General features: G+C 35.9%; 24 protein-coding genes, 2 tRNA genes and 1 pseudogene. 11 read left to right on the top strand and 16 right to left on the bottom strand.

Annotation, left to right across the window (positions count from 1 at the left end; genetic code table 11):
* Nucleotides 1–10: 10 nt before the first annotated feature.
* The 10 genes from traJ to DB891_RS04350 all read left to right on the top strand — a co-directional run bounded on the left by traJ (nt 11) and on the right by DB891_RS04350 (nt 7,564).
* Nucleotides 11–1,207: a conjugative transposon protein TraJ gene (gene traJ / locus DB891_RS04395; RefSeq protein WP_116760987.1), complete on the top strand. Its 1,197-nt coding sequence runs from the start codon at nt 11–13 to the stop codon at nt 1,205–1,207.
* 18 nt (nt 1,208–1,225) lie between these two features.
* Complete coding sequence (traK, locus tag DB891_RS04390; protein WP_116760985.1) at nt 1,226–1,846, top strand: conjugative transposon protein TraK; 621 nt, start codon at nt 1,226–1,228, stop codon at nt 1,844–1,846.
* A gap of 14 nt (nt 1,847–1,860) precedes the next feature.
* The gene (locus tag DB891_RS04385) at nt 1,861–2,358 is read left to right on the top strand and encodes a hypothetical protein (protein ID WP_116760983.1); all 498 of its coding nucleotides are present in this window, start codon (nt 1,861–1,863) and stop codon (nt 2,356–2,358) included.
* Between the two features lie 4 nt (nt 2,359–2,362).
* Nucleotides 2,363–3,658 (top strand): conjugative transposon protein TraM, encoded by a 1,296-nt coding sequence (traM, locus tag DB891_RS04380; RefSeq protein WP_116760981.1) that lies wholly within the window; start codon nt 2,363–2,365, stop codon nt 3,656–3,658.
* A gap of 18 nt (nt 3,659–3,676) precedes the next feature.
* Complete coding sequence (gene traN, locus DB891_RS04375; RefSeq protein WP_116760978.1) at nt 3,677–4,522, top strand: conjugative transposon protein TraN; 846 nt, start codon at nt 3,677–3,679, stop codon at nt 4,520–4,522.
* A 27-nt stretch (nt 4,523–4,549) separates the two neighbouring features.
* The gene (locus tag DB891_RS04370; RefSeq protein ID WP_116760976.1) at nt 4,550–5,350 is read left to right on the top strand and encodes a hypothetical protein; all 801 of its coding nucleotides are present in this window, start codon (nt 4,550–4,552) and stop codon (nt 5,348–5,350) included.
* Nucleotides 5,351–5,625: 275 nt separating this feature from the next.
* Nucleotides 5,626–6,435 (top strand): hypothetical protein, encoded by an 810-nt coding sequence (locus DB891_RS04365; RefSeq protein ID WP_124019490.1) that lies wholly within the window; start codon nt 5,626–5,628, stop codon nt 6,433–6,435.
* Nucleotides 6,436–6,449: 14 nt separating this feature from the next.
* Nucleotides 6,450–6,770: a hypothetical protein gene (locus DB891_RS04360; RefSeq protein ID WP_116760973.1), complete on the top strand. Its 321-nt coding sequence runs from the start codon at nt 6,450–6,452 to the stop codon at nt 6,768–6,770.
* 4 nt (nt 6,771–6,774) lie between these two features.
* Complete coding sequence (locus tag DB891_RS04355; RefSeq protein WP_116760971.1) at nt 6,775–7,212, top strand: hypothetical protein; 438 nt, start codon at nt 6,775–6,777, stop codon at nt 7,210–7,212.
* Nucleotides 7,213–7,273: 61 nt separating this feature from the next.
* Nucleotides 7,274–7,564 carry a MerR family transcriptional regulator gene (locus tag DB891_RS04350; RefSeq protein ID WP_116760969.1) on the top strand — a complete coding sequence of 97 codons (291 nt, stop codon included), beginning with the start codon at nt 7,274–7,276 and terminating at the stop codon, nt 7,562–7,564.
* 138 nt (nt 7,565–7,702) lie between these two features.
* On the opposite strand, the gene DB891_RS04345 is transcribed toward DB891_RS04350, so the two are convergent.
* The 3 genes from DB891_RS04345 to DB891_RS04335 form a co-directional block, all read right to left on the bottom strand.
* Nucleotides 7,703–8,923: a site-specific integrase gene (locus DB891_RS04345; protein ID WP_116760967.1), complete on the bottom strand. Its 1,221-nt coding sequence runs from the start codon at nt 8,921–8,923 to the stop codon at nt 7,703–7,705.
* Nucleotides 8,924–9,181: 258 nt separating this feature from the next.
* A tRNA-Ser gene (locus DB891_RS04340) sits at nt 9,182–9,269 on the bottom strand.
* A 207-nt stretch (nt 9,270–9,476) separates the two neighbouring features.
* Nucleotides 9,477–9,564 (bottom strand) — tRNA-Ser (locus DB891_RS04335).
* 162 nt (nt 9,565–9,726) lie between these two features.
* Here DB891_RS04335 and DB891_RS17570 point away from each other — a divergent pair.
* Nucleotides 9,727–9,870 carry a hypothetical protein gene (locus DB891_RS17570; RefSeq protein WP_189337095.1) on the top strand — a complete coding sequence of 48 codons (144 nt, stop codon included), beginning with the start codon at nt 9,727–9,729 and terminating at the stop codon, nt 9,868–9,870.
* Between the two features lie 230 nt (nt 9,871–10,100).
* Here DB891_RS17570 and ribB read toward each other — a convergent pair whose 3' ends face one another.
* From ribB to DB891_RS04280, 13 genes and pseudogenes are all read right to left on the bottom strand, one after another.
* Nucleotides 10,101–11,234: a 3,4-dihydroxy-2-butanone-4-phosphate synthase gene (ribB, locus tag DB891_RS04330; protein ID WP_116760965.1), complete on the bottom strand. Its 1,134-nt coding sequence runs from the start codon at nt 11,232–11,234 to the stop codon at nt 10,101–10,103.
* Nucleotides 11,235–11,238: 4 nt separating this feature from the next.
* Nucleotides 11,239–12,687, bottom strand: coding sequence for an LptF/LptG family permease (locus DB891_RS04325; protein WP_116760963.1), 1,449 nt, complete (start codon nt 12,685–12,687; stop codon nt 11,239–11,241).
* 6 nt (nt 12,688–12,693) lie between these two features.
* Nucleotides 12,694–13,335, bottom strand: coding sequence for a LolA family protein (locus DB891_RS04320; protein ID WP_116761292.1), 642 nt, complete (start codon nt 13,333–13,335; stop codon nt 12,694–12,696).
* Between the two features lie 432 nt (nt 13,336–13,767).
* Nucleotides 13,768–16,206, bottom strand: coding sequence for a DNA translocase FtsK (locus tag DB891_RS04315; protein ID WP_116760961.1), 2,439 nt, complete (start codon nt 16,204–16,206; stop codon nt 13,768–13,770).
* Between the two features lie 18 nt (nt 16,207–16,224).
* Nucleotides 16,225–16,599: a diacylglycerol kinase family protein gene (locus DB891_RS04310; protein WP_116760959.1), complete on the bottom strand. Its 375-nt coding sequence runs from the start codon at nt 16,597–16,599 to the stop codon at nt 16,225–16,227.
* A gap of 8 nt (nt 16,600–16,607) precedes the next feature.
* A complete protein-coding gene (gene tpx, locus DB891_RS04305) occupies nt 16,608–17,105 on the bottom strand; it encodes a thiol peroxidase (RefSeq protein WP_116760957.1) in 498 nt (165 codons plus the stop codon).
* 342 nt (nt 17,106–17,447) lie between these two features.
* Complete coding sequence (locus DB891_RS17565; protein WP_189337094.1) at nt 17,448–17,606, bottom strand: hypothetical protein; 159 nt, start codon at nt 17,604–17,606, stop codon at nt 17,448–17,450.
* A 7-nt stretch (nt 17,607–17,613) separates the two neighbouring features.
* Nucleotides 17,614–18,054 carry a DUF6934 family protein gene (locus DB891_RS04300; protein ID WP_116760955.1) on the bottom strand — a complete coding sequence of 147 codons (441 nt, stop codon included), beginning with the start codon at nt 18,052–18,054 and terminating at the stop codon, nt 17,614–17,616.
* A 135-nt stretch (nt 18,055–18,189) separates the two neighbouring features.
* Nucleotides 18,190–18,309: pseudogene (locus DB891_RS17945) on the bottom strand (DUF6952 family protein); the annotation flags it as partial.
* A 206-nt stretch (nt 18,310–18,515) separates the two neighbouring features.
* Entirely contained in the window at nt 18,516–19,349 is an 834-nt protein-coding gene (locus DB891_RS04295) for a universal stress protein (RefSeq protein WP_116760953.1), read from the bottom strand.
* Nucleotides 19,350–19,482: 133 nt separating this feature from the next.
* Complete coding sequence (locus DB891_RS04290) at nt 19,483–20,397, bottom strand: TerC family protein (RefSeq protein ID WP_116760951.1); 915 nt, start codon at nt 20,395–20,397, stop codon at nt 19,483–19,485.
* Between the two features lie 342 nt (nt 20,398–20,739).
* On the bottom strand, nt 20,740–21,360 hold the full coding sequence (gene bioD, locus DB891_RS04285; RefSeq protein ID WP_116760949.1) for a dethiobiotin synthase: 621 nt from the start codon (nt 21,358–21,360) through the stop codon (nt 20,740–20,742).
* A 14-nt stretch (nt 21,361–21,374) separates the two neighbouring features.
* Nucleotides 21,375–22,721: a dihydroorotase gene (locus DB891_RS04280; RefSeq protein WP_116760947.1), complete on the bottom strand. Its 1,347-nt coding sequence runs from the start codon at nt 22,719–22,721 to the stop codon at nt 21,375–21,377.
* Nucleotides 22,722–22,736: the final 15 nt, after the last annotated feature.

Here is a 22,736-nt window from a genome sequence, read left to right as displayed (position 1 = left end):
ACTCACTAAGATGGCAAAGTTAAATAAGGAGGCATTATTTGCCGCCGTAGGAATGGTATTGCCCTTTACAATCAGGGCACAAGCAGTAGCAGGCAATATGAACAGTCTGCATAGTGTACTGGAACAATTGTATGACGAGATGATGCCTTTATGTAGCAACCTGTTGGGAGTTGGGCAGGGAATCGCTGGTTTTGCAACCATCTGGTATATTGCTTCCAGAGTTTGGAGACATATTGCCAGTGCGGAACCCATAGACTTTTACCCACTTTTCCGCCCGTTTGTGATTGGGTTTTGTATAATGATTTTTCCTTCGGTTTTGAATATGATTAATGGGGTTATGAAACCTACCGTTACTGCAACTGCCTCGATGGTTGAAGGATCGAACAAAGCAATTAAAGTACTGCTTAAAGAAAAAGAAGATGCCCTCAAGAAAACAGATCCCTGGAAAATGTATGTTGGCACAGATGGAAGCGGTGACCGTGATAAATGGTATAAATACACGCATGATAATGCAGATCCCAGTGCCGAAGGAGCACTTGAAGGGATTGGGAATGACATCAAATTTGCTATGTCCAAAGCATCTTATAATTTTCGAAATTCAGTTAAGGAATGGATGAGTGAAGTATTACGGGTACTTTTTGAAGCAGCTTCGCTTTGTATTGATACACTCCGGACTTTTCAGCTTGTAGTACTTTCTGTTTTAGGACCACTGGTTTTTGGAATTGCCGTTTTCGATGGTTTCCAACATACGCTTACCGTCTGGTTGGCACGCTATATTAATATCTACTTATGGCTTCCTGTCGCCAATATATTTGGCAGTATCATCGGGAAGATTCAGGAGAACATGCTTAAAATTGACATAGCACAGGCTCATCATTATGGGGATACTTTCTTTAGCAGTACGGATATAGCGTATCTGGTGTTTATGATTATCGGTATCGTTGGCTATTTCACTGTTCCTTCCGTCGCCAATTATATTGTTCATGCTGGTGGCGGTAGCGCATTGGGTCAAAAAGTGACCAGTATTTTTAGCAATTCTACAAACTCAGCAATCAACACCGCATCAGCAGGTGCAGGTATGGCTGTGGATGCGATGGGCAATGCTGCAGGGCGCATGTCCCAAAGCATGTCAGGATCTAGTAGTTCTGCTGCTTACTTTAAAGATAAAGAGAGTTACATGGGCGATAAATTAAAAGGCAATTCTTAATCCCTAAATAAAAGTACCATGTTTAGTAAAATAAAAAATATTGACACTGCTTTTCGACATGTTCGCGGTTTTACCATGTTAGTAATAGGTGGTTGCATCGTAATCTGCTGTTTTACGCTTTACAAGAGTTTTAGTTTGGTGTCGAAAATGCAGGATAAGGTCTATATACTCGCCAATGGAAAAGCACTCGAAGCTTATGCTTCTGACCGAAAAGATAATATACCAGTGGAGGCAAGGGATCATGTAAAGGTCTTTCATAAATTATTCTTTACCCTTGATCCAGATGATAAGGTAATCAAAAGCAATGTTACCAAGGCACTTTACCTAGCTGATGACAGTGCTAAGCGGATTTATGATGATTTAAAGGAAAATGGTTATTACTCCGGCATTATTTCTGGAAATATTAGCCAGACCCTACAAGTGGATAGTGTAACGGTTGACGTTAACAATTATCCTTACCGTTTCCGATGTTACGCCACACAAAATATTATCAGGACAACCAGTATTGCGTATCGGAGCTTAGTAACAGAGGGTAATCTTCGTAATGTATCCAGAAGTGACAACAATCCGCATGGTTTTTTGATCGAAAGGTGGAATACCATTGAGAATCGGGATCTACGTACTGAAAATAGAAAATAATAAAACTGCTGACTATGAAATTCATCTTTAAAAAAAACAACAAAAATAGTCCTGCTGAAGGGTATGATTTCAGGGAGAATCTATTGAAAAGATTTGATGAAGCGAATCTTCGTTTGCAATATAAGTGCGCCAACTGGCTAGAGAGAAAGACGGCACATTTATCGCGTAAAGGTTGGATTGCGATTCTGTTCTGTTTTATAATTTTTACAGGCGGTTGTAGTATTTATATAATTGTGAATAGCTTTTCAGTAGATATGACTAAAAGTATCACTATAAATAAGATTAGCAAACCGACTAATATGGTGCCTTTTGAAAATGAAACCATACAACTGAATGCGACAATCAGTAAAATTGAATTTGAAAGAATTGTCCGTTTTCGGGAGTATATGGATAGTTTGGGTCGCAGTCCCACAGGGAAAAAACGGTATGATAGCATTGCGCAATACCGTCCCGGACTTTTAGACAGTCTCGCCATAGTCGAACACTATTATCACTCACAATTTAAAAAATAATATCATGGAACAAAAAACAAAATCACTAAAAACACTTAGACAGCGCAAGATGCTATTAGTATTGCCGCTATTGGTATTGCCGTTTATTACCACAATGTTTTGGGCATTGGGCGGAGGGAAACAAGATGTTAAAGAAACGAAAGTAATTGAAAAGGAAGGTTTCAATGCAGAGCTTCCCGATCCAAAATTTAAGGAAGATGCTACGTGGGATAAAATGAACTACTATGAGCAGGCTGCACGTGATTCTGTAAAACTTGACGAACTCATTAAAAAGGATCCAAATTATTTAAGTCCTTCTTTTAAAGAGGATTCAATAGCTAGTCACAATGATACACCCTTAAAAGGAAATCCTTCGATAAGAGAGAATACAGGTTTAAATACAACTGCGTATCGAGATCCCAATGAAGAAAAGGTTCGTAATAAATTGGAAGCATTACAGAAGGCGATAAATGCACCGGTAGTTCAAAATCAGGATTTTGATAAATATGAAAAATCGAATGAAACTTCGATGCATTCTAATGACGTTGAGAAATTGGAAGAAATGATGCAATCCATGAACGGGCAAAAAGAGAACCCGGATCCTGAACTGCAACAACTCAGTGGGATGCTCGAAAATATATTGGATATTCAGCATCCTGATAGAATGCAGGAAAAATTGAGAAAAGCCTCGGAAGCTCAGCGTGGACAGGTATTTGCCATCGCCACTAGAACGCAAGAAGACAATGTTTCATCCTTGCAAAGTACACATTCAAGTAGTACAGTTCTTACTGGACAATCCAAACATAATGCATTCTATTCCTTTGATGACCCAATAAGTGCTGACAACATACAAAATGCCGTACAGGCTGTTATCCATGAAACGCAGACTATAGTAAATGGTTCAACTGTTAAACTTCGACTTACCAATGATATTTTCATCAATGGCATCAAGATTCCAAAGGATAATTTCTTGTTTGGAGTAGCTTCCTTAAAAGGGGAAAGACTCACAATTACCATAAACAGCTTGAGGTATAATAATTCTCTGTTCCCTGTTGATTTATCGGTATATGATATGGATGGACTCATAGGAATCTACATTCCAGGTGCCATTAGTAGAGATGTCGCCAAATCATCAGCCGATCGTTCCATGCAAACTTTAGGGGTTTCCTCTCTTGATGATTCTTGGGGTACTCAGGCAGCTGGAGTTGGTATTGAGGCAGCTAAAAGTCTTCTTAGCAAAAGCGTGAAACTGGTTAAGGTTGTAGTGAAAGCGGGATATCAAGTTCTGCTTCGTGATGAAAAACAAAAGGATTCCAATTAAAAATAAAAAAATAGAAACATGAAAAATTTTAATTTATTGATGGTAAAATGTCTATTGCTTATTACCATTAGTGCGTTTGCACAACAAACGAACAAAAATCGTCTATCCAAAATTGAATCCGATTCCTTAGCGATAGCGTACTCAAAAACGACCAATATCGTATTTCCTTTTGCTATCAAAAGTGTTGACAGGGGAAGTCAGGACGTGTTGGTTCAGAAAGTGAAAGGCCTTGAAAATATACTGATGATTAAGGCAGCACAGCAAGGATTTGTTCAAACGAACCTTACGGTGGTTACTGCCGATGGTCAGCTTTATTCTTTCGTTCTAAAATATGATGAACATTGCCCGCAGCTGAATCTCATTTTGAATAAGACAAAATCAGAAGCGCAAGAAATTTATTTTTCTTCTGGTACTGGAAATGAAGAGAATATTCAAAAGTATTCCAAATTGGCTTTTTATGACAAGAAAAAGTTACGAGGCGAAAAGGAAAACAAGTACGACATTCAGTTTCAACTCAGCGGAATTTTTATCCGCGATGATGTGATGTACTATAGAATTAATATAACAAACAATTCTAAAATCAATTATGATGTTGATCAACTACGCTTTTTTATACGGGACAATAAAAAAGTGAAACGAACAGCTTCACAGGAAATTGAAATCGTACCAGTCTACATTCTGAATAATGTAGCTACAATTGACGGAGAATCCGAAAATACATTCGTGTTTGCTTTTCCAAAATTTACAATTCCTGAGCAAAAATACCTTGCTATGCAACTAATGGAAAAAAATGGTGGCAGACACGTGGAATTGCATGTGAATAACAAAAAACTAGTGCAGGTTACTGTACTGCCCAAACTGTAAATTAGTAATCATTTAAAGAATTTAGTCATGAACGAGAAAAATTTTGAATACTTAAAAGACCAGGTTAAGTACACCGGCTTCGGTGAAGGACTGGAAAGTGAATTGAAGGAAAAAATGCAACAGGAGACTCCTAGTTTTACATTGAATTATAATACGAAATATGGCAATGATACTGCAGTAGCGACATTAAACTTTAAAAAGTCAAGCCAGAGTGATATGTATTTTTTTAATTCCTACCAAGTGAATCTACAAAAAGAGCAAGCTAAGGAATCGATGGAGCAAACTTTTTATGTTAATAAAGGGGGTATCACGATGAAAGAGGCTTATAATCTAATGGAAGGAAGGGCAGTTTATAAAGACCTGACCAATAAAGAAGAACAGATTTATAAGGCTTGGGTGCAGCTGGATTTTAAAGAAGTTGATACAAATGGAAATTTTAAGTTAAATCATTATCATCAGAATTATGGTTATGATCTAGAAGCTGCATTGTCCAAACATCCAATCAAGGAATTAGAAAATCCTGAATATAAAAAGGATCTTATGGATTCGCTGAAAAAAGGAAATTTGCAATCTGCTACTTTCGTAAAAGAAGGTAATGAGAGTAAACAATATGTAGAAGCAAATCCTCAGTTCAAAACGATTAATGTGTATGATGATAATATGCATCGCATCAATAATCGAAAGTCTAAAGAGGAAAAGCAGTCTGAAGGGGAAAGTAAGTCAACTAAACAGGACAACAAAAAACAAAGTCAGAATCCTGACGACGATGGTCCTGATATACCAAAGGAAGCTAAGAAAAGAAGGAAAAGCCAGTCTAGTTCCATGTAGCAGAAAGGAAGATTAATAAAATTTGAGTTATGAATGAACCACTTCCCGTTAACAGAGTAGAGATGGAATTGAGCCAATGGCGCTCTAGGGAAGAGCGTTTTAGTAAACTGTTTTCTTTCAGTCTTTCTAGCAATAGGTCACTGCTTAAAGAAAAGCTGCATCATTACGCGCGCATTGCATCGAAGTATAAAGGCTCACAGAATTTGGATGAACGATTTGCTTTACGGATGCTAAAGCAGGAAAGGAACAGAATACTGAAACAACTTTATCCTAACTTGTTAGTACGTTTCGTTCGGAAAGTTTTGATTGCGCCATTAATAGAGCAAATTGCAGTCCGACAGGATCTAAAGGGAGTAGAACAGAATAGCCAATCGCTGCACGATCAGGTGCAGCGTATTGGTTTCTCAGATTTGTCCGCTAGAATAGACCAGCAGATTAGACAGGGTCAAGATCAGTTCAGTATCCCAGTTTCTTATTATATCAACGAAAAAGAACGACTCGATCACGAACTTTCTTTTGTTAAAGATCCGACAGGACACTATCAATTTGAAGGCTATAAAGCCGCTTTACAAAATGAATCAAAGCCTGAAGAAACTAGACAACACTATTTTAAAATGCAGGAAGCTTATTCTATTGACACCACACAGGCTCACAATTTGTTGGCTGGACGTGCGATTCAAAAAGGGACATCCTGGATGCAACTTGACCTTAACGACAAGGATCCGAATGGTAATTATCGTGTAAAGGAATTTCATTCCGGATACGGTTATGATCTTGAAAAAGCATTGCAACAGTTACCGTTGAAAGAACTGCCCAGTAAAACTGAGGCGGATAAATTGCGGGATGCTTTAAAACAAGGGAGTCGGCAGTCCGTAGTCTTGATAAAAGACGGAAGTGAGCATCGATTTTATATTGAAGCCAATCCTCAATTTAAATCGATAAACATTTATGACGAACATTCAAGAAAGGTAACACTTGCAACTGCATTGGGTAATAAAACAATGGAAACCGTAAAACAGATGCAAAAAAACAATGAGCATCAGAAAGAAAGACAATCAAAACGCAATGGTATGCGCATAAGTTGATACACTTAGAAATAATGGAAACACTAAAACCTTTATCTGATTTCTTTAAGGCAATAAAGAATGATTATCGTATCAGCGTTACGCATATCGGTATATATGCAGCATTGCTGCAATTTAGAGTGGATAGTGGTTTTATTAATCCTATTCAGGTGCGCAGTTATGAAATTATGGAAATAGCGATGATTTCTTCGCCAAAAACATTCCATAAATGCATACATGAACTAAACGAGTATGGATATATCAAGTACGTGCCAACTCGTAATAGAAGCCAAAAGAGTAAGATTTATTTTCTTTTTTCTGAATCTGATGTAGAAGTTAAAATTCCAAAGCAATAATGCTATGAAAAAAATCACATTTAAAGAACTTCCTGAGGCAGTTGCAAATTTGTATAGGAAGATAGAATGCATCGAGATCCTTTTAAAAGAAAAAGATTGCAAAATTAAAAATTTGGATGAAGCCCGAAAAAAAATACTGAGAGAGAAATGCAGTTCAAGTTACAATAAAAGTGATCTGGCGCAACTTTTTTACATTCTTATGGATGAGAAAATTTTATTTTTTGATGATAACAATGGGAAGTACAATAGAGGTAAGATTCAACTATTTGTTGAAGAAAATTTCACTTATATGGGGGATGGTGGATTACAAACCAGTATAGATACAATTAGTAAGCAATTTTCTGAATGTAAAGGATTTATTTATAAAGAAAAACAGATAAAATTTCTCGACAATATTCTTAGAATATTTCAAAAACGGAGAGACAAATTAATTGATTGGTAATCTTAATCATTGTTATAATTCTTAGTCAAAGAGTACTTACTTTCATTTAAAACTTTTTATTATGTCTAAACAAGGTAAAGAAAATAAAATCTCCTATTTAGTAGCAATTAAACAATTGCTGGATCCATTATATGTCAGATTGGAAAGAATTGATTCTAAAATAAAAGGGAATTATGAAAAATCTACATTGCGATATTATAGGAATGAAGATTTAAAGAAAATATTTGGTCTATCAAATAATACTATTATAAAGTATCGCCAGACAGGCATCCTTCCATATACCAAACTTGGGGATATTTTTTTGTACGAAGCAACTAAAATAGAAAAAATACTTAACGATAATGGACAGTAAAGTTTCGTGGTGAAAGTCGAATCATAATAAAACATAAGGTAGTATAACTTCAAAATTTATAAAAGCAAAAGGGTGCCTAACTAGGATTCTTTTGCTTTTTTATCGTATTAAACTTCCGAACTATATCAAAAAGACCAGTTAACTATATTTTGATTTTAGTTTTGCCATATCTTCCATTATATTAATATCTAAAACTTTGGCATAATGCTGGGTCTGCTTAATATTTGTATGCCCCATCATGGCAGATACATTCTCGAGTCTTACACCATTCCCCAAAGTTACTGTTGTTGCAAAAGTATGTCTTGCGACATACCAGGTAAGGTGTTTTTCAATTTCACATAGGTCTGCTATTTCTTTAAGATAAGCGTTCATTTTTTGATTTGACATTTTTGGTATTAAACCAATTTGTTGATTTTTATATTTATTAATTATTTTAAGGACAGCTGGCAAGACGGGAACGTTAGCGCGAATGGCTGTTTTTGTTCGGTTGGTTTTAAGCCATAAATTACCAGCGCTATCCGTAATCAAATTATTTGCTGTAAGGTTCGATGCGTCTATTGGAGCATATCCTGTATAACAACTAAAAAGGAATAGATCTTTCACTTTTTCAAGTCTTATCGTTGAAAAATGTTTTTCCTCTATAGTATTTAACTCATGCTGGGAAAGAAAGACGCCTTCGGTTATTTTAATCTTTCCATCATATACTTTAAACGGACACTTTTCAATCAAACCGATTCTAATAGCATAATTATTGGCTGTTTTGTACATCTTCATGTATTTGACTATGGAGTTGTTTTTAATCCCAATTTTTCCTTTAAAATTGCTTTCATACTTCAAAAAATCTTCAAGTTTGTATACGAATCGACTGTCTATTTCCGTAGTGAGAATATCTTCAAGGGCATAATGCTTTTTCAAGAAATTATACAATAGTTCTTTCGCACGTTCGTATTTTTGTAGAGATGCACTTGAGCGTTCACCACCATCAACTTTCTTTTTAAAAAATTTGTTGTGCTTTTCCATCACTGATAGGATAGTTACTCCCTTATTGTTTGCACTGCGTTTGCCGTTAATCTCTTCTTTTAGAGTTGCTAGAGAAACTTCTGAATTTGCTTTTTCAAGCTCATTAAATTTCTTTTCGACCTTTAGTTGAAATTGGTCCAACGCTTGTTTAATTATTTTTTCTTTTTCAAGCTTCAGGAAATTTCTAAGTTTATTGGTAGAGGACCATCTTTCTTCAGCAATGGACTTGCCCGTTGACATTGTAGTTTCTTTTCCTTGAAATGAAATTTTGGCGTAAATAGGGATTTCCCCATTTGGTTTGGCTTTATCAGCCTTGATGTAGAAGATTACTTTTAACATGACTCCTTGTTTTTTAATTAATACATAAATTGATTAAGAAACTTTCAGAGATCATTGGTTTTACAAGGAATTCCCGGGGAATTCTTGTTATTTAGTTACCCTTTTTTTAGAAATAATCTAAAATTGAAAAGGGTAACCAATAGGGTAACTGTTCTTTGATATAATATGTGTTTTTTGAAAGTTACAAAAAACGAAAAAGCCTTTAAATACTAGTATTTAAAGGCTTTTGACTTTTAAAGTTTCTTTTGAAACCTTATGTGGCGGAGAAAGAGGGATTCGAACCCCCGGACCTGTTACAGTCAACAGTTTTCAAGACTGCCGCATTCGACCGCTCTGCCATTTCTCCAGTATGTCGCTTTCGTTTTCTGATAGCGAGTGCAAATATAATAAGTTTTTTTAATTAACAATGCACTTTTGTGAATTTACTTTAAAAAAAAGATGTATTGAAGCTTTAGTTTTTTGTCAGCGAAGAAAGAGGGGTTAATTTGGGATTGATCCACGGTATTTTTGTGACCAAAAAAAAACCCGAAACTTTCGTTTCGGGTTTAAATACTGGCGGAGAAAGAGGGATTCGAACCCCCGGACCTGTTACAGTCAACAGTTTTCAAGACTGCCGCATTCGACCGCTCTGCCATTTCTCCAGTATGTCGCTTTCATTACCTGATTACATCACTAAGTGCTTATTGTTAGTGGTGTTCTGTGAACTAGTTTGCGAGTGCAAATATAGTGAGCTTTTTCGTTTAAAAAAAAACTATTTTGGGAAAATTGCATCTATTTTTTAAGGGGTTTTTTAACCGTTTCATTTGCTTTACTTTAGAGAAAAAATAGTTGCCAAAAAAGTTTGCAATGATTCGGTAATTAGCGGTTCTAATGGAGTAATTAGTGAAAATAGAGAAGCGGGAAGTGATTTGATTCGCAATGTTTTTACTTATCTGCAATCAAAATAATTACAAAATGGTTATCCATAATAAGACCTGATTTTTTTTGCACGACCCAAGTGATAGCAAACTGATGAAGCAATCTGCGGTAAAAAAAACACATGCGTTTGCCTTGAATCCGTGTCAATCCGTTTAATCGGTGGGCCATTTTAGCATTACGGATAAGTATTTTGCAAAAAAAAAAATCCTTAAGATATAAATTCCTAAGGATTCCTCTAAGTAATAGTCTCTAAAAAAAACTAATACTTCACATATTCTTTTATTTCCAAGCCGTATCCTATCATCCCAACGCGTTTGGTTTGTTCTGCATTCGATAATAAGCGAATTTTTGAGATATCAAGATCGTGCAAAATTTGGGCACCAATACCAAAATCTTTATTATCCATCTTAATTTGTGGTGCTTTAAATTCGCCTTTGGTTTGCAGTTCTTTCAATTCAACGATGCGGTTCAGTAAATCAACCGATTGTAATTCTTGATTGATAAACAAAACGGCACCTCTGCCTTCGTCATTGATCATTTGAAACATATCATCCAGCTTTTTATGGGCATCGTTGGTCAATGTACCTAAGATGTCGTTATTAACCGATGTTGAGTTGATTCGGGTCAGTACTGCATCGCCTAAATTCCAGGTTCCTTTAGTCAAGGCAATATGAACTTGTTTATTGGTGGTTTGCAGATACGCTCTTAGCCTAAAAGTACCAAAACGGGTTTCGATATCAAAATCCTCTTTCTTTACAATCAAACTGTCGTGTTGCATTCTGTAAGCAACAAGCGCTTCGATGGAAACCAATTTTAAGTCGAATTTTTTAGCCACTTTTACCAATTGCGGTAAGCGAGCCATGGTTCCGTCTTCGTTCATGATTTCGACAATTACACCAGCCGATTTAAATCCAGCCAATCTTGCAAAATCAATAGCAGCTTCCGTATGTCCCGTTCTTCTCAAAACTCCACCTTGTTTGGCGATCAATGGAAATATGTGTCCCGGACGTGCCAAATCATGAGGTTTGGTATTAGAATCTACCAGTGAAAGGATGGTTTGGGCTCTATCTGCAGCCGATATTCCTGTAGTCACCCCGTTACCTCTCAAATCTACCGAAACCGTAAAGGCCGTTTCCATAGGATCAGTATTGTTGCTTACCATAACGTGTAATCCAAGCTCTTTGCAACGACTTTCGGTTAAGGGAGCACAAATCAATCCGCGACCATGAGTGGCCATAAAGTTGATCATTTCTGGAGTTACTTTTTCGGCGGCAGCCAGAAAATCTCCTTCGTTTTCACGATCTTCATCATCAACGACAATGATTACTTTGCCTTGACGAATATCTTCAATGGCTTCTTCTATAGTGTTGAGTTGTATTTTTGAGGTAGGCATCTGATTATTTATTTTGAGATGGAATTATTTTTTGAAAAATTTTTTGAAATACTTTTTGAATAGGCGATAAAATAACATCCATATTAATTAAACCAATATCGTTTGTGGCACGATAGGTCAATAAAATGGCCAATGGAGTAAGTATCATCGACGACATCCAAGACCCGAAAAACGGAGGTAATCCGTCTTCTTGTGAAATTCTTTTTCCAAACGTATTTATAAAGTGAAAGGAAATAAAGATCAAAACAGCAAATACAATAGGAAGCCCTAATCCACCTTTTCGAATAATGGCACCCAATGGAGCACCAATAAAAAACATTAAAAAACAGGCGTACACAATGACAAACTTATCATACAGCGCCAAAAGATGACCGTTGATGTTTTTCTTTTTACTGTCAAGTTCTGTTTTTGTTGCGTCAATAGCATATATATTGCTTTCTGTATTACTGCTGGCAGTTTTTAATATTTCGGCTTTTTGTTTGTTGGTATACAAAGACAATATGTCTTTTGTAAAAGGCTTTTTCTTTAGGTTTGTTTTTGCGTTATTATCAACCAACGAACCAAGTCTTGTCGAACTGTTTTCAGAAAAAGAAACAATATCCGTATTTCTGTTTTTAGTTAAAGAGTCTAAAGTGTAGCCCAAGTCGCTTACATTAAGCATGGTGTTGGTGTTTGATATGGTTTCATCTTTGGTGTCTACTTTATTCAAAGCAGATAAATCAATATTGATGCAGTATTTCTTAAAAGAGCTTTTGGCAAAAGGCAATTTATCGCGATCTTCATATTTTTTTGGAACGATATCTTGATAGTAATTACCGTCGTTCAAAACCAACTGAAGAATACTCGTTTTGTCGCTACTGATCAATTCACCGTCTTTGGCTCTAATAACTGTTTTACTACCGTCACCATTTTTGGATTTCTCATGAATGGTAATCCCTGTAAGGTGATTTCCGTTTTCTCCCGATTTTTTATTTACTTTAATGTTATACAAACCTACATCGCTAAATTGTCCTTCCGCAATAGCAAGTGCAGGCTTGGCTTGGGCGATGTTTTTTCTGAAATTAATAAACTTAAATTCTGCGTAGGGGATAACGTTATTGGCAAATAAAAAGGCAATGATACTTAATATTCCAATAGCAATAGTCAAAGTTCTCATGGCTCTTTGCAACGAAATACCCGATGATTTCATAGCGGCAAATTCATAATGCTCGGATAAATTTCCAAAAGACATTATCGAGGCCAATAAAATAGAAAGAGGAAGTACCAATGGCACAATTCGAGGCATGGAAAAGGCCAAAAATTTAACGACCATTATAAAGTCTAAATCTTTCCCCGCCAATTCGGCTATGAATAACCAAACCGTTTGCAGTATGAATACAAAAAAAAGAATTACAAATACCGTGGCAAATGTCCCTAAGAATGTTTTTAGTAAGTATTTATCTAGGATTTTCACTAATAATTAGTCTAATTTATTGATGTAGTACTTTGGGTATTTACTTTGGGTAAAGGTAAATTGATTTTTTTGTAATGGCTGATTTGTTTTAAAAGAATTAACCGTTAATGTTGTTTTAGTTCCTTTTTTACCAATTTCAATCACATTGTAGATGTTTTTGGTTTTAGAATCGATACCCATCAAAATCTCTTTCCTTTGATCTTTTGGGTTAGTAGGGATCAATTTGATGTATTGTATTTTCTTGCCGCCTACATTTTGAACAATATCCATCGAAAATTTATAACCCGTATTAAAAAAGGTCAACATTTTTGAAGGTGTAATAGCCGAATCGTCTTTTTCATTAAGGGTAGAAATCGTAATTTCTTCATCTTCCGGTACTATGGTGTAGGTTTTTTTACCATCAAATATCTTGGTGATTCCCATGAAATTCAATGTGTATTGATTCCCTTTCATGATCACCGTTCCTTTACTGTCCTGATTGATGTTTTCTTTGGCATTGTTCAAAGAATATTTAAAATCAATTACAATGTTATTGTAGCTTTTTACTTTGGCAGTTACCTGATCCAGTAATTCTTTGGCTTTTTTATCTTGGGCTTGTGTAGAAAATCCAATTAAAAAGGCAAGAAAAATGCCCAATAAAGGTTTCATTGTTATTTTGTGTAATGTCATTATGATGTTTGTTTTGTTGTATTCTAATTACTGTTTTGTTGTATGTTATTAAGAATCCGAATCATTCGGGCGTGTCTCTATTTGGGACAGGGGCTTAGATTCAGTCCGCTTATAGGCCCCTTTCCTAAATAGAGCCGGGCTTCCCGATAATTATCGGGACGCGCTACTTCGGTAGCTAGCTGCTATCCCTCACGCAGTCTCGTTTGAGCAAGATGTTTGGTGCAAAAGTAAAGATCAATAAATCAAAAGAATCTAAAAAAAAAGCTAAAAATTAAAAAAATCTAAAAAATCAAAATCTCAGATTCTATAAGGACCGCGTTCTACAATTTATTTTCTATCCTCTCTATTCTAATCTCTAACTTCTACTATCTCCAAACTGATCACTAAAAAACTGACCACTGATCACTTCTATTAAGACTCATTACTAAAAAACTGATCCAGTCCCGTCATATCCTGAATGTTTACGCTTCTGGCTTTACTTCCTTCAAAAGGGCCTACGATTCCGGCTGCTTCCAGTTGGTCAATCAATCGACCGGCTCTGTTGTAGCCTAGTTTTAATTTTCGTTGCAATAATGATGCCGATCCTTGTTGGGCATTCACGATCACCTCGGCAGCTTCTCTAAATAAGGTGTCTCTATCGGAGATATCCATTTCAAGACTGACTCCGCCATCTTCTCCAATAAACTCCGGAAGTAAATAAGCGGTTGCATAGGCTTTTTGTGCTCCAATAAACTCAGTGATTTTTTCTACTTCTGGAGTGTCTATAAACGCACATTGTACTCGAACCACATCATTTCCGTTAGTATACAACATATCTCCACGTCCAATTAATTGATCTGCTCCAGCTGTGTCCAAAATAGTTCTGGAGTCAATTTTAGAGGTAACTCTAAAGGCAATTCTTGCAGGGAAGTTGGCTTTAATCAAACCAGTAATTACGTTTACCGATGGTCTTTGGGTAGCAATAATCAAGTGAATACCGATGGCACGGGCCAATTGCGCTAAACGGGCAATAGGTACTTCGACCTCTTTTCCTGCTGTCATAATCAAATCGGCAAACTCATCGACTACCAATACAATATAGGGTAAAAAACGGTGTCCGTTTTCTGGGTTTAATTTTCTGGCTTTAAACTTATCATTGTATTCCTTGATATTACGCACCATCGCATCTTTCAATAAAGAATAACGATTGTCCATTTCTACACAAAGAGAGTTTAAAGTAGCCACCACCTTGGCATTATCGGTGATAATGGCATCTTCGGTATCGGGCAATTTAGCGAGATAATGTCTCTCGATTTTATTGAAAAGGGTAAGCTCTACTTTTTTAGGATCGACTAATACAAATTTCACTTCGGCTGGATGCTTTTTGTATAAAAGCGATGTCAATACAGCATTCAAACCAACTGATTTTCCTTGTCCAGTAGCACCGGCCATTAATAAATGGGGCATTTTGGCCAAATCGACCACGAAGGTTTCATTCGAAATCGTTTTTCCAAGAGCGATAGGCAATTCCATTTCAGCTTCTTGAAACTTGGCTGAACCAATCACGCTTTTCATAGAAACCATGGTTGGGTTCTTGTTCGGAACCTCGATACCAATAGTTCCTTTTCCGGGAATAGGAGCAATGATACGAATCCCTAAAGCCGAAAGAGACAACGCAATATCATCTTCTAAACTCTTAATTTTTGAAATGCGAATTCCCGCTTCGGGTACAATTTCATATAAGGTTACCGATGGTCCAACAGTCGCTTTAATCTGGGCAATTTCTATTTTGTAATTGCGAAGGGTATCTACAATTCTATTTTTATTTTCTTCTAATTCTTCCTGATTGATGGTGATACCGCCAGTCGAATATTCTTTTAATAAATCGATGGTTGGGTATTTGTAGTTCGATAAATCCAAAGTAGGATCGAATAAGCCAAAATCCGACACCAATCGAGAAGCCAAGTTGTCTTCTATAATGTCTTCTTCAATCGCTTTTTCGATTACAAATGCCTCTTCTTTGATGGGTGCTGCGGTTGGCAGAATCTCCATGGCAAGCGGTTTGATCGTTGGCTCCAAATTAATTTCAGAAGCGTTTGAAATGGTTGGTTTCAGAGCTTCCTTGTTTATCTCAAACTGAGAACCGGTCGATTTTAAATGAATGGCATCCAATTCATCTTCGGGTTCTTCTACAGCAAATTCCTCTAAATTGTATAAACTATTATTTGAAGATAGTACAGGACTTGGAATCAAATCTTCTTTGATTTCTTTTTTAGTGTTCTCAAAAAAGGATTGTACTTTTTCTGGGGATACTTGAAGTTTGAAAATGGTGTAAATTATTAAACCAAAAACCAATGCTAAAAAAGTCCCTGTTTTTCCGATGTAATCTTGAGAAAATAAATTCAGTTCGTAGCCGATAGTTCCGCCTAATTCTGGCAGTGAAGTGGCGAAAAAACCAAATAAAACGGATAGAATTATGACCACGAATAAGTCCCAAAACCAAATTCCTTTTAGTTTTTTAACGGAAAGATTCAACACTAAATACATTCCAGTGAGGAAAAATAAGCGCACGAATATAAATGCGGCAATTCCAAAACCTTTGTACACCATTAAATCGGCTAGATAGGCTCCAAATTTCCCCAACCAGTTTTGAACTGTTTCATCACGGTTAGTCAATTCGGAAACAGCACTCTGATCCATTTGTCCATAGATAAAAAAGGAAACAAATGCTACCAATAATGCTATTGAAAATAAGACCAAAAGGAACCCCAAAACAATTTTGTGTTGTTTAGAAAGTTCCCAAGATTTTATTCCTTTAGGTTCGGATACGTTTTTTTTATCTGAAGGTTCTTTTTTTGTTGTTTTTGCCATTCTTGAATTTAATTGAACCTATAAAAATTTTGGGATATAAATAATAAGACCGATAGCGATTGCTGTCAAGGCTGCAAAAAATACGGCACCTGCAGCGATATCTTTGATGAAACCAATTCTTTCATGGTAATTGGGATGAATAAAATCGGCTATTTTTTCTACAGCGGTATTCAATCCTTCAACACTCATGATCAATCCGATGGCCATGGTTTGAAAAAGCCATTCGGTAGTGGTGATGTGAAAATAAAAACCAGCAATGGTCATTATGATTCCAATTGAAAATTGAACCATAATACTGTGCTCGGTAGTAATTAATTTAACGGCACCCTGAAAAGCGAATTTCACGCTTTTCAATCGGCCCGTTAATAAGGTATTGTCTTTTTTAAATTCCATATAGGCTATTAAAGTGCGGCTAACGCTGCTTCGTAATTAGGTTCGTTTGCAATTTCGCCCACTTGTTCTGTGTGATTAACAGTCCCGTTTTCGTCAACTACAATGATAACTCTAGAGTGCAATCCAGCTAATGGACCATCAACAATGTCTAAACCGTTGCTTTTTCCAAAAGTACCTTCTTGAAAGTCAGATAGGTTTACTACGTTTTCAAGACCTTCAGCGCCACAGAAACGTTTTTGGGCAAAAGGTAAATCTCTAGAAATGCACAATACAGTTGTGTTAGCCAAATTGCTTGCAGTTTCGTTGAATTTTCTAACTGATGTTGCACAAGTTCCTGTATCAATACTAGGAAAAATATTTAAAACTAATTTTTTACCGGCAAAAGTGCTTAAATCAGCAACTGATAAATCGTTTTGAACTAATTTGAAATCAGCTAGTTTAGAACCTACTTTTGGTAATTCACCTGATGTGTTTATTGGGTTTCCGCCTAATGTTATTGCAGCCATGTTTTTTGCTTTTTTAATGAGGTTCAAAAGTAAGGATTAATATTTGAAACTAAAAAAAAATAGTTGGGTGTTATGAGTTATGGGTTGTGGGGTATCTGTTATCAGTTTTTTTTGTTTGCGCGATTGTTTTCTCTGAAATCTGCAACCTGATGTCTGGTTTCCCGCGAGAGGGATAGGAATAAGCTACCGAAGTAGCATGGATAGCCCGACAGCATTAGGGAAAGGGGGCGAATCGAGACAAAGTGGAGTAGCCCCCTTTCTCTAATGCTGTCTCGCCCAAAGGTTTCTTCTTTGATTCAAAAAAAAACACATCCTGTTAGGAATGTGTTTTTACTGGATAAGTTATTTTTTTTCGATTTTGGGTAAGCCCGATTTTTTTAAAATTTCGTTCGCTTTTGCGAGTTTTTCTGGAAAGAAAATCTGGTCTTTGAATTTTTCTAAATTTTTATCTAAAACAATAATTGGAATTTTTGAACTGTTTAATTCTTCTATTGTTGTCATAATAATGTTATTTTTTGGTTAATAAAAAAGTTTCATAATTTTCTCCAACTATGAATTTTTCCCAAGTTTCATTTATGTATCCATAAATATTGAAATCTATTGAAATTTCGTATAAATTATTTGAAATTCCCATTCGGTATAATCGTGTTCTTACCTTAGTACTCCCAGTAGCTAAAATCCATGCGTTTGTGTATTTTTCGGTAAAAGCATATACAGTAGATGCCACAGTTGCAAGAGTTTTTAAACTATCTCCATTATTGCTAATTGATAAATCATCAATACTATTATTTGCTTCATTATAATCTCCAAAAGCAAGATTGTAAACGCCTGCTGTGGCAGTTTCTGAATAAATAAACATTTTTTGAATTCTACCTTTTTGTCCTTCACTATAAAAAGAATAGATTAAAAAATCTTTCTCAGATTGATATAGGTATTTTGAATGGTTCATCTACTTGGTTTATACAAAATTATGAAAATTATTTAAAACTATAGAGAAAAATAAATGATTATGGAAGTATTCTTTTTGGCAACAAAAAAACGCATTCCATTACAGAATGCGTTTTTGTATGCTTAAGAAATGATTTTATTTGTCGATAGACCCCAATGCTCGTTTCATAAAAGTATTCAAGGCTTCCTTTTTGTCGGTTCCATCTTTGATCAATTTATGAACTTCGAGGGCGCCGTACATATTTGAAATCACCACACTCTTCACCCAAAGTTGTTATAAGTAGTAAAACGGGTAAATACTGTAATACCGATTATGTATTCAATATAGTCCAAAAAAAAACGGACTATTTTCATACTATATCGGTATTATACCACTTGCCATTGGTCTGTTTAATAAATGTGTATGGTATAAGTTGTCCATGAGTATTTTTACTGTTCTATTTTATGCCTCCATTTTGGGACTTATATTTTATTAAAAACGAGCAACGGGACTTTGGCTTTAAAGGAAAAATTGGCTGAGTTGCTGGAGAAAAATATTTTGTCGAAAAAACTTCTGTTTTGTTGCGTGAACATAATCATCATCGAAGGTTTTGACCGCTTAATTACCGCTTCAATATTTGAAATTAAACTCTCGGCCAGATTGATGTTTTCGATATGCAGTTTAATATTATTCCCTGAATTTTTTTTAACCAATTCATCTACTGTGTTTTTATTGGCTGTCATTTCGGTGTGGTAATTGAAATGGAGTATTTCAACTTTTGCCTTTAACGGCTTTGTGAATTCAATTACTTTTGTCAGTTCATTTTCAATATTTACAAGGTCGGAGGCGTAAATAACGCTCTTTATTTCACTTCTACGATAATTGCGGGGTACGGCTATAACAGGAACTATTGAATGGGCGATTAGACTGGAAGTGTTTGTTCCGAATATTTTTTTTAGTTTTCCTGAGCCTCTGGTGCTGATGCAGATAAAATTGAATCTATTTTCCTGGGCATATTCCCTGATATTGCTGTCTGCAAGAACAGCACTTTTTATTACACATTTTTTGTTTTTGGAAACAGCATTCATGTCTTTATAAACAGATTCCACAAATTGGTTCAGTTTTTTTTTAATTTTATCCGCTTTTTTCTTTTCATAATCAGCAAAGGCGGGATTGCTCAACGACGTGAGATTTGCAATGTAATAGGAATAAAAAAAAGTCAACGCAAATTTATGTTGTGATGCCAATTGAATGGCAAACCGTAAAGCAGCTTTTGAGTTAGAAGAGAAATCGGTGGTAACAAGAATTTTATCCATTATCTTTTATGTTGATTGTTATTTTGGCAAACCACTATTAATTACACTAAATATACCAATACGATATAAAGCTCAATTCTTTTAAAACATCATAGCAAATTACTTGATTTCTATTTTCACTTTGAAAAAAATATTACTCTCTCTTGTTAGACATCAATGATGCTGCTATGCTCAAGATTAAAATAACAACAATTACCAACAATGCAATTTGTATTGGCAATTTGTAGAAATCAACCAGCAACATCTTCAGCCCGACAAATATTAATATCAAAGCAAGTCCCTTCGACAAATACCTGAATTTATCCATCATTCCCGCCAGTGCAAAATACAAAGAACGCAAGCCAAGTATGGCAAACACATTTGAAGTATAAACAATAAAATGGTCTTGGGTGATGGCCAGTATTGCAGGAATGCTATCTGCCGCAAAAATCAAATCGGTGGTTTCAATCAACACCAACACTAAAAACAAAGGCGTTGCAAACCGTTTTCCATCTTGTTTTACAAAAAATTTCCCGCCATGTAAATCACTGGTGACAGGCATTATTCTTCTGAATAATTTTATTAGGGGATTTTTTTCGGGTTCAATTATGGTCTCCTTTTGAGTAAGCATCTTAAATCCTGTATAAATCAGTATCGCCCCGAAAACATAAATTGTCCAATGGAATTTTTCGAGTAACGCCACTCCCGCAAAAATAAAAGCTGCTCGCATTATTAAAGCCCCGATGATTCCCCAAAACAAAATTTTATGCTGATGAATAGCCGGAATTTTGAAATAGGAAAAAATTAAAACGAATACAAAAATATTATCTACACTCAATGCTTTTTCAATCACATATCCTGTAAAAAACTCCAATGCTTTTACCTCACCTTGCCAATAATAAATAAGCACATTGAAACACATGGCAAGTGTTACCCAAACTCCCGTCCAAATCATGGCTTCTTTAATACTTATTTCATGGGCTTTGCGGTTAAAAACCCCTAAATCCAATGCTAGCATCAACAGTACAAATACATTAAAGCCAATCCAAAAACTCAAATCCGTTTGCATATTCGCATCTTGTTTAATTATCCATCACACTTATTTCATCAAATTCATTTGGTTAATTTTTACAGTTTACCAAAATGTTTGTCTATTGAATCTTACTAAAATACTTGCCTATAACGATGGTCTGACGGTTTGCGTCTACAAGCCGTTCGGGATTAACTTGTACAAACTGTATTGAACGAAAACGCTTCTTAAAGGTAATGAACTTTTTGGCAAATGCCAAGCAAATATTCACATACACAAACACTTGACAGTTTGCACATATCCATCATTGCCCGCAATGTCAATGTTGCCGACAGTTCTTGTTCTTTTTTGCATCTTAAAAATAATAAAAAACCTTAAATTTCAAAATAGAGATTTAATATTTGGTTCAGCTGCGTATTTTAAAATGGTTTGTTTGTCAATTGTTTGTTCGTTATCAATGTGAAATAAAGATTTCAGCCCCGTATATTCACAGATGAAATTTTCACTGGTATTTACACGATTTCCGTTAAATATTATTCCTTTAATGGGAATGTTTCTGAGTTGAAGAGCTTCGACAGAAAGCAGTGTATGGTTTATGCTTCCTAGATAATTTCTGGAGACCAGAATAACTTCTGCTTTTAGTTTTTCAATAAGGTCAATTACCAAAAAATCATTATTGAGCGGAACCATCAAGCCGCCTGCTCCTTCAATAATAAGATTATTGTTGGTTGACGGAACTGTAATGGAATCTAAATTAATCGTAACACCATCAATCGCGGCAGCAGCGTGCGGAGACATTGGTTCTGTAAGGCGATAGGCTTCCGGAAAAAAATGAGAAGTAGAATTACTGATAAGTCCCTGCACTTTCATTGTATCTGACTGATGCAGATCTCCCGATTGTATAGGCTTCCAGTAATCGGCTTGTAGCCCTTCAACGAGAATGGCTGATACGATTGTTTTTCCGATATCCGTACCAATGCCTGTTATGAAATATGTTTTCATTTACCGTGTTTTTTTTAATTGAATTCCAGTCTTTGCCCCGGAATGAATTCAGAGAAAGTACCGTTCTTATAGACAAGATTTCCGTTAACAAACGTATGGGTCACTTTTGACTGAAATGTTTGTCCTTCCAATGGCGACCAACCGCACTTGTATAAAATATTCTCTTTAGCAACTGTCCAAGGGGAATTCAAGTCAACCAATGTCAAATCGGCAAAATAGCCCTCACGGATGAAGCCTCTCTTTTCAATACCATAAAGTATCGCTACATTATGACACATTTTTTCTGCGATTTTCTCTAAAGTGATAAGTCCTTGCCTGTATAATTCAAGCATAATATACAGCGAATGCTGCACCATTGGCGCACCCGACATGGACTGAAAGTATGGTTTTTGCTTCTCTTCTAAAGTGTGCGGGGCATGGTCGGTTGTAATAATATCAATTCGGTCATCCAGCAAAGCCCTCAAAAGACCTACTCTGTCTTGCTCCGTCTTTATGGCAGGATTCCATTTTATTAAAGTTCCCAATCGCTGATAGTCTTTGTCTGAAAACCAAAGATTCTGAACCGATACTTCGGTGGTGATGTTCTTTTCTTTTAGCGGTATGTCGTTTCGAAACAAATGGGTTTCCGCCTCTGTGGTTAAATGCAGGATATGCAACCTTGCCTTGTGTTTTTCGGTAATGGCAATGGCTCTTTTGGTCGATTGATAACAACCTTCTCCACTGCGAATTAGCGGATGACATGCAATTGGCACATCTTCGCCGTATTTTGCCCTGTAAATCTCCTCGTTCTCCTCGATAACTTGTTCCATTTCAGAATGAATGGCAATAATGGATTTACAATTCGAAAAAAGTTTTCCCATAGTATCGGGGCTATCGGCAAGTAAATTTCCTTTTTTTGTAAAATACAGCCCGTCATCAGAAACGCCAATGAATTGGGAAGTATCCATTTGAAGTACTTTGTCTAAGTTGTCGTTATTAACCCCCAAAAAGAAAGAGTAATTAGCCCAGGATTTTTCTGATGCGATACGGAATTTCTCATCGATAATTTCAGTGGTCAATACATTAGGAACCGTGTTTGGCATGTCGATAAAAGAAGTAGTTCCTCCTGAAACAGCCGCCCTGCTTTCTGTACGGAGGTCTCCTTTATGGGTTAGTCCAGGTTCCCTAAAATGCACTTGTCCGTCTATAATACCCGGAAACAGATACTTGCCGGTTCCGTCAATGATTTCAGCATTCTTTGTGATTTCTCCGGACAGATTTCCGATTTTTTCGATAAAGCCGTTTTGGATAAAAACGTCAGTACTTTTTATCTGACCTTCGTTGACGATGTTAACATTTTTTATTACTATAGACTGATTCATATGTAAATATTTATT

Source organism: Flavobacterium laiguense (assembly GCF_003097655.1).
Lineage (GTDB): Bacteria > Bacteroidota > Bacteroidia > Flavobacteriales > Flavobacteriaceae > Flavobacterium > Flavobacterium laiguense.
This window is presented reverse-complemented; position numbering and strand designations above follow the sequence as displayed.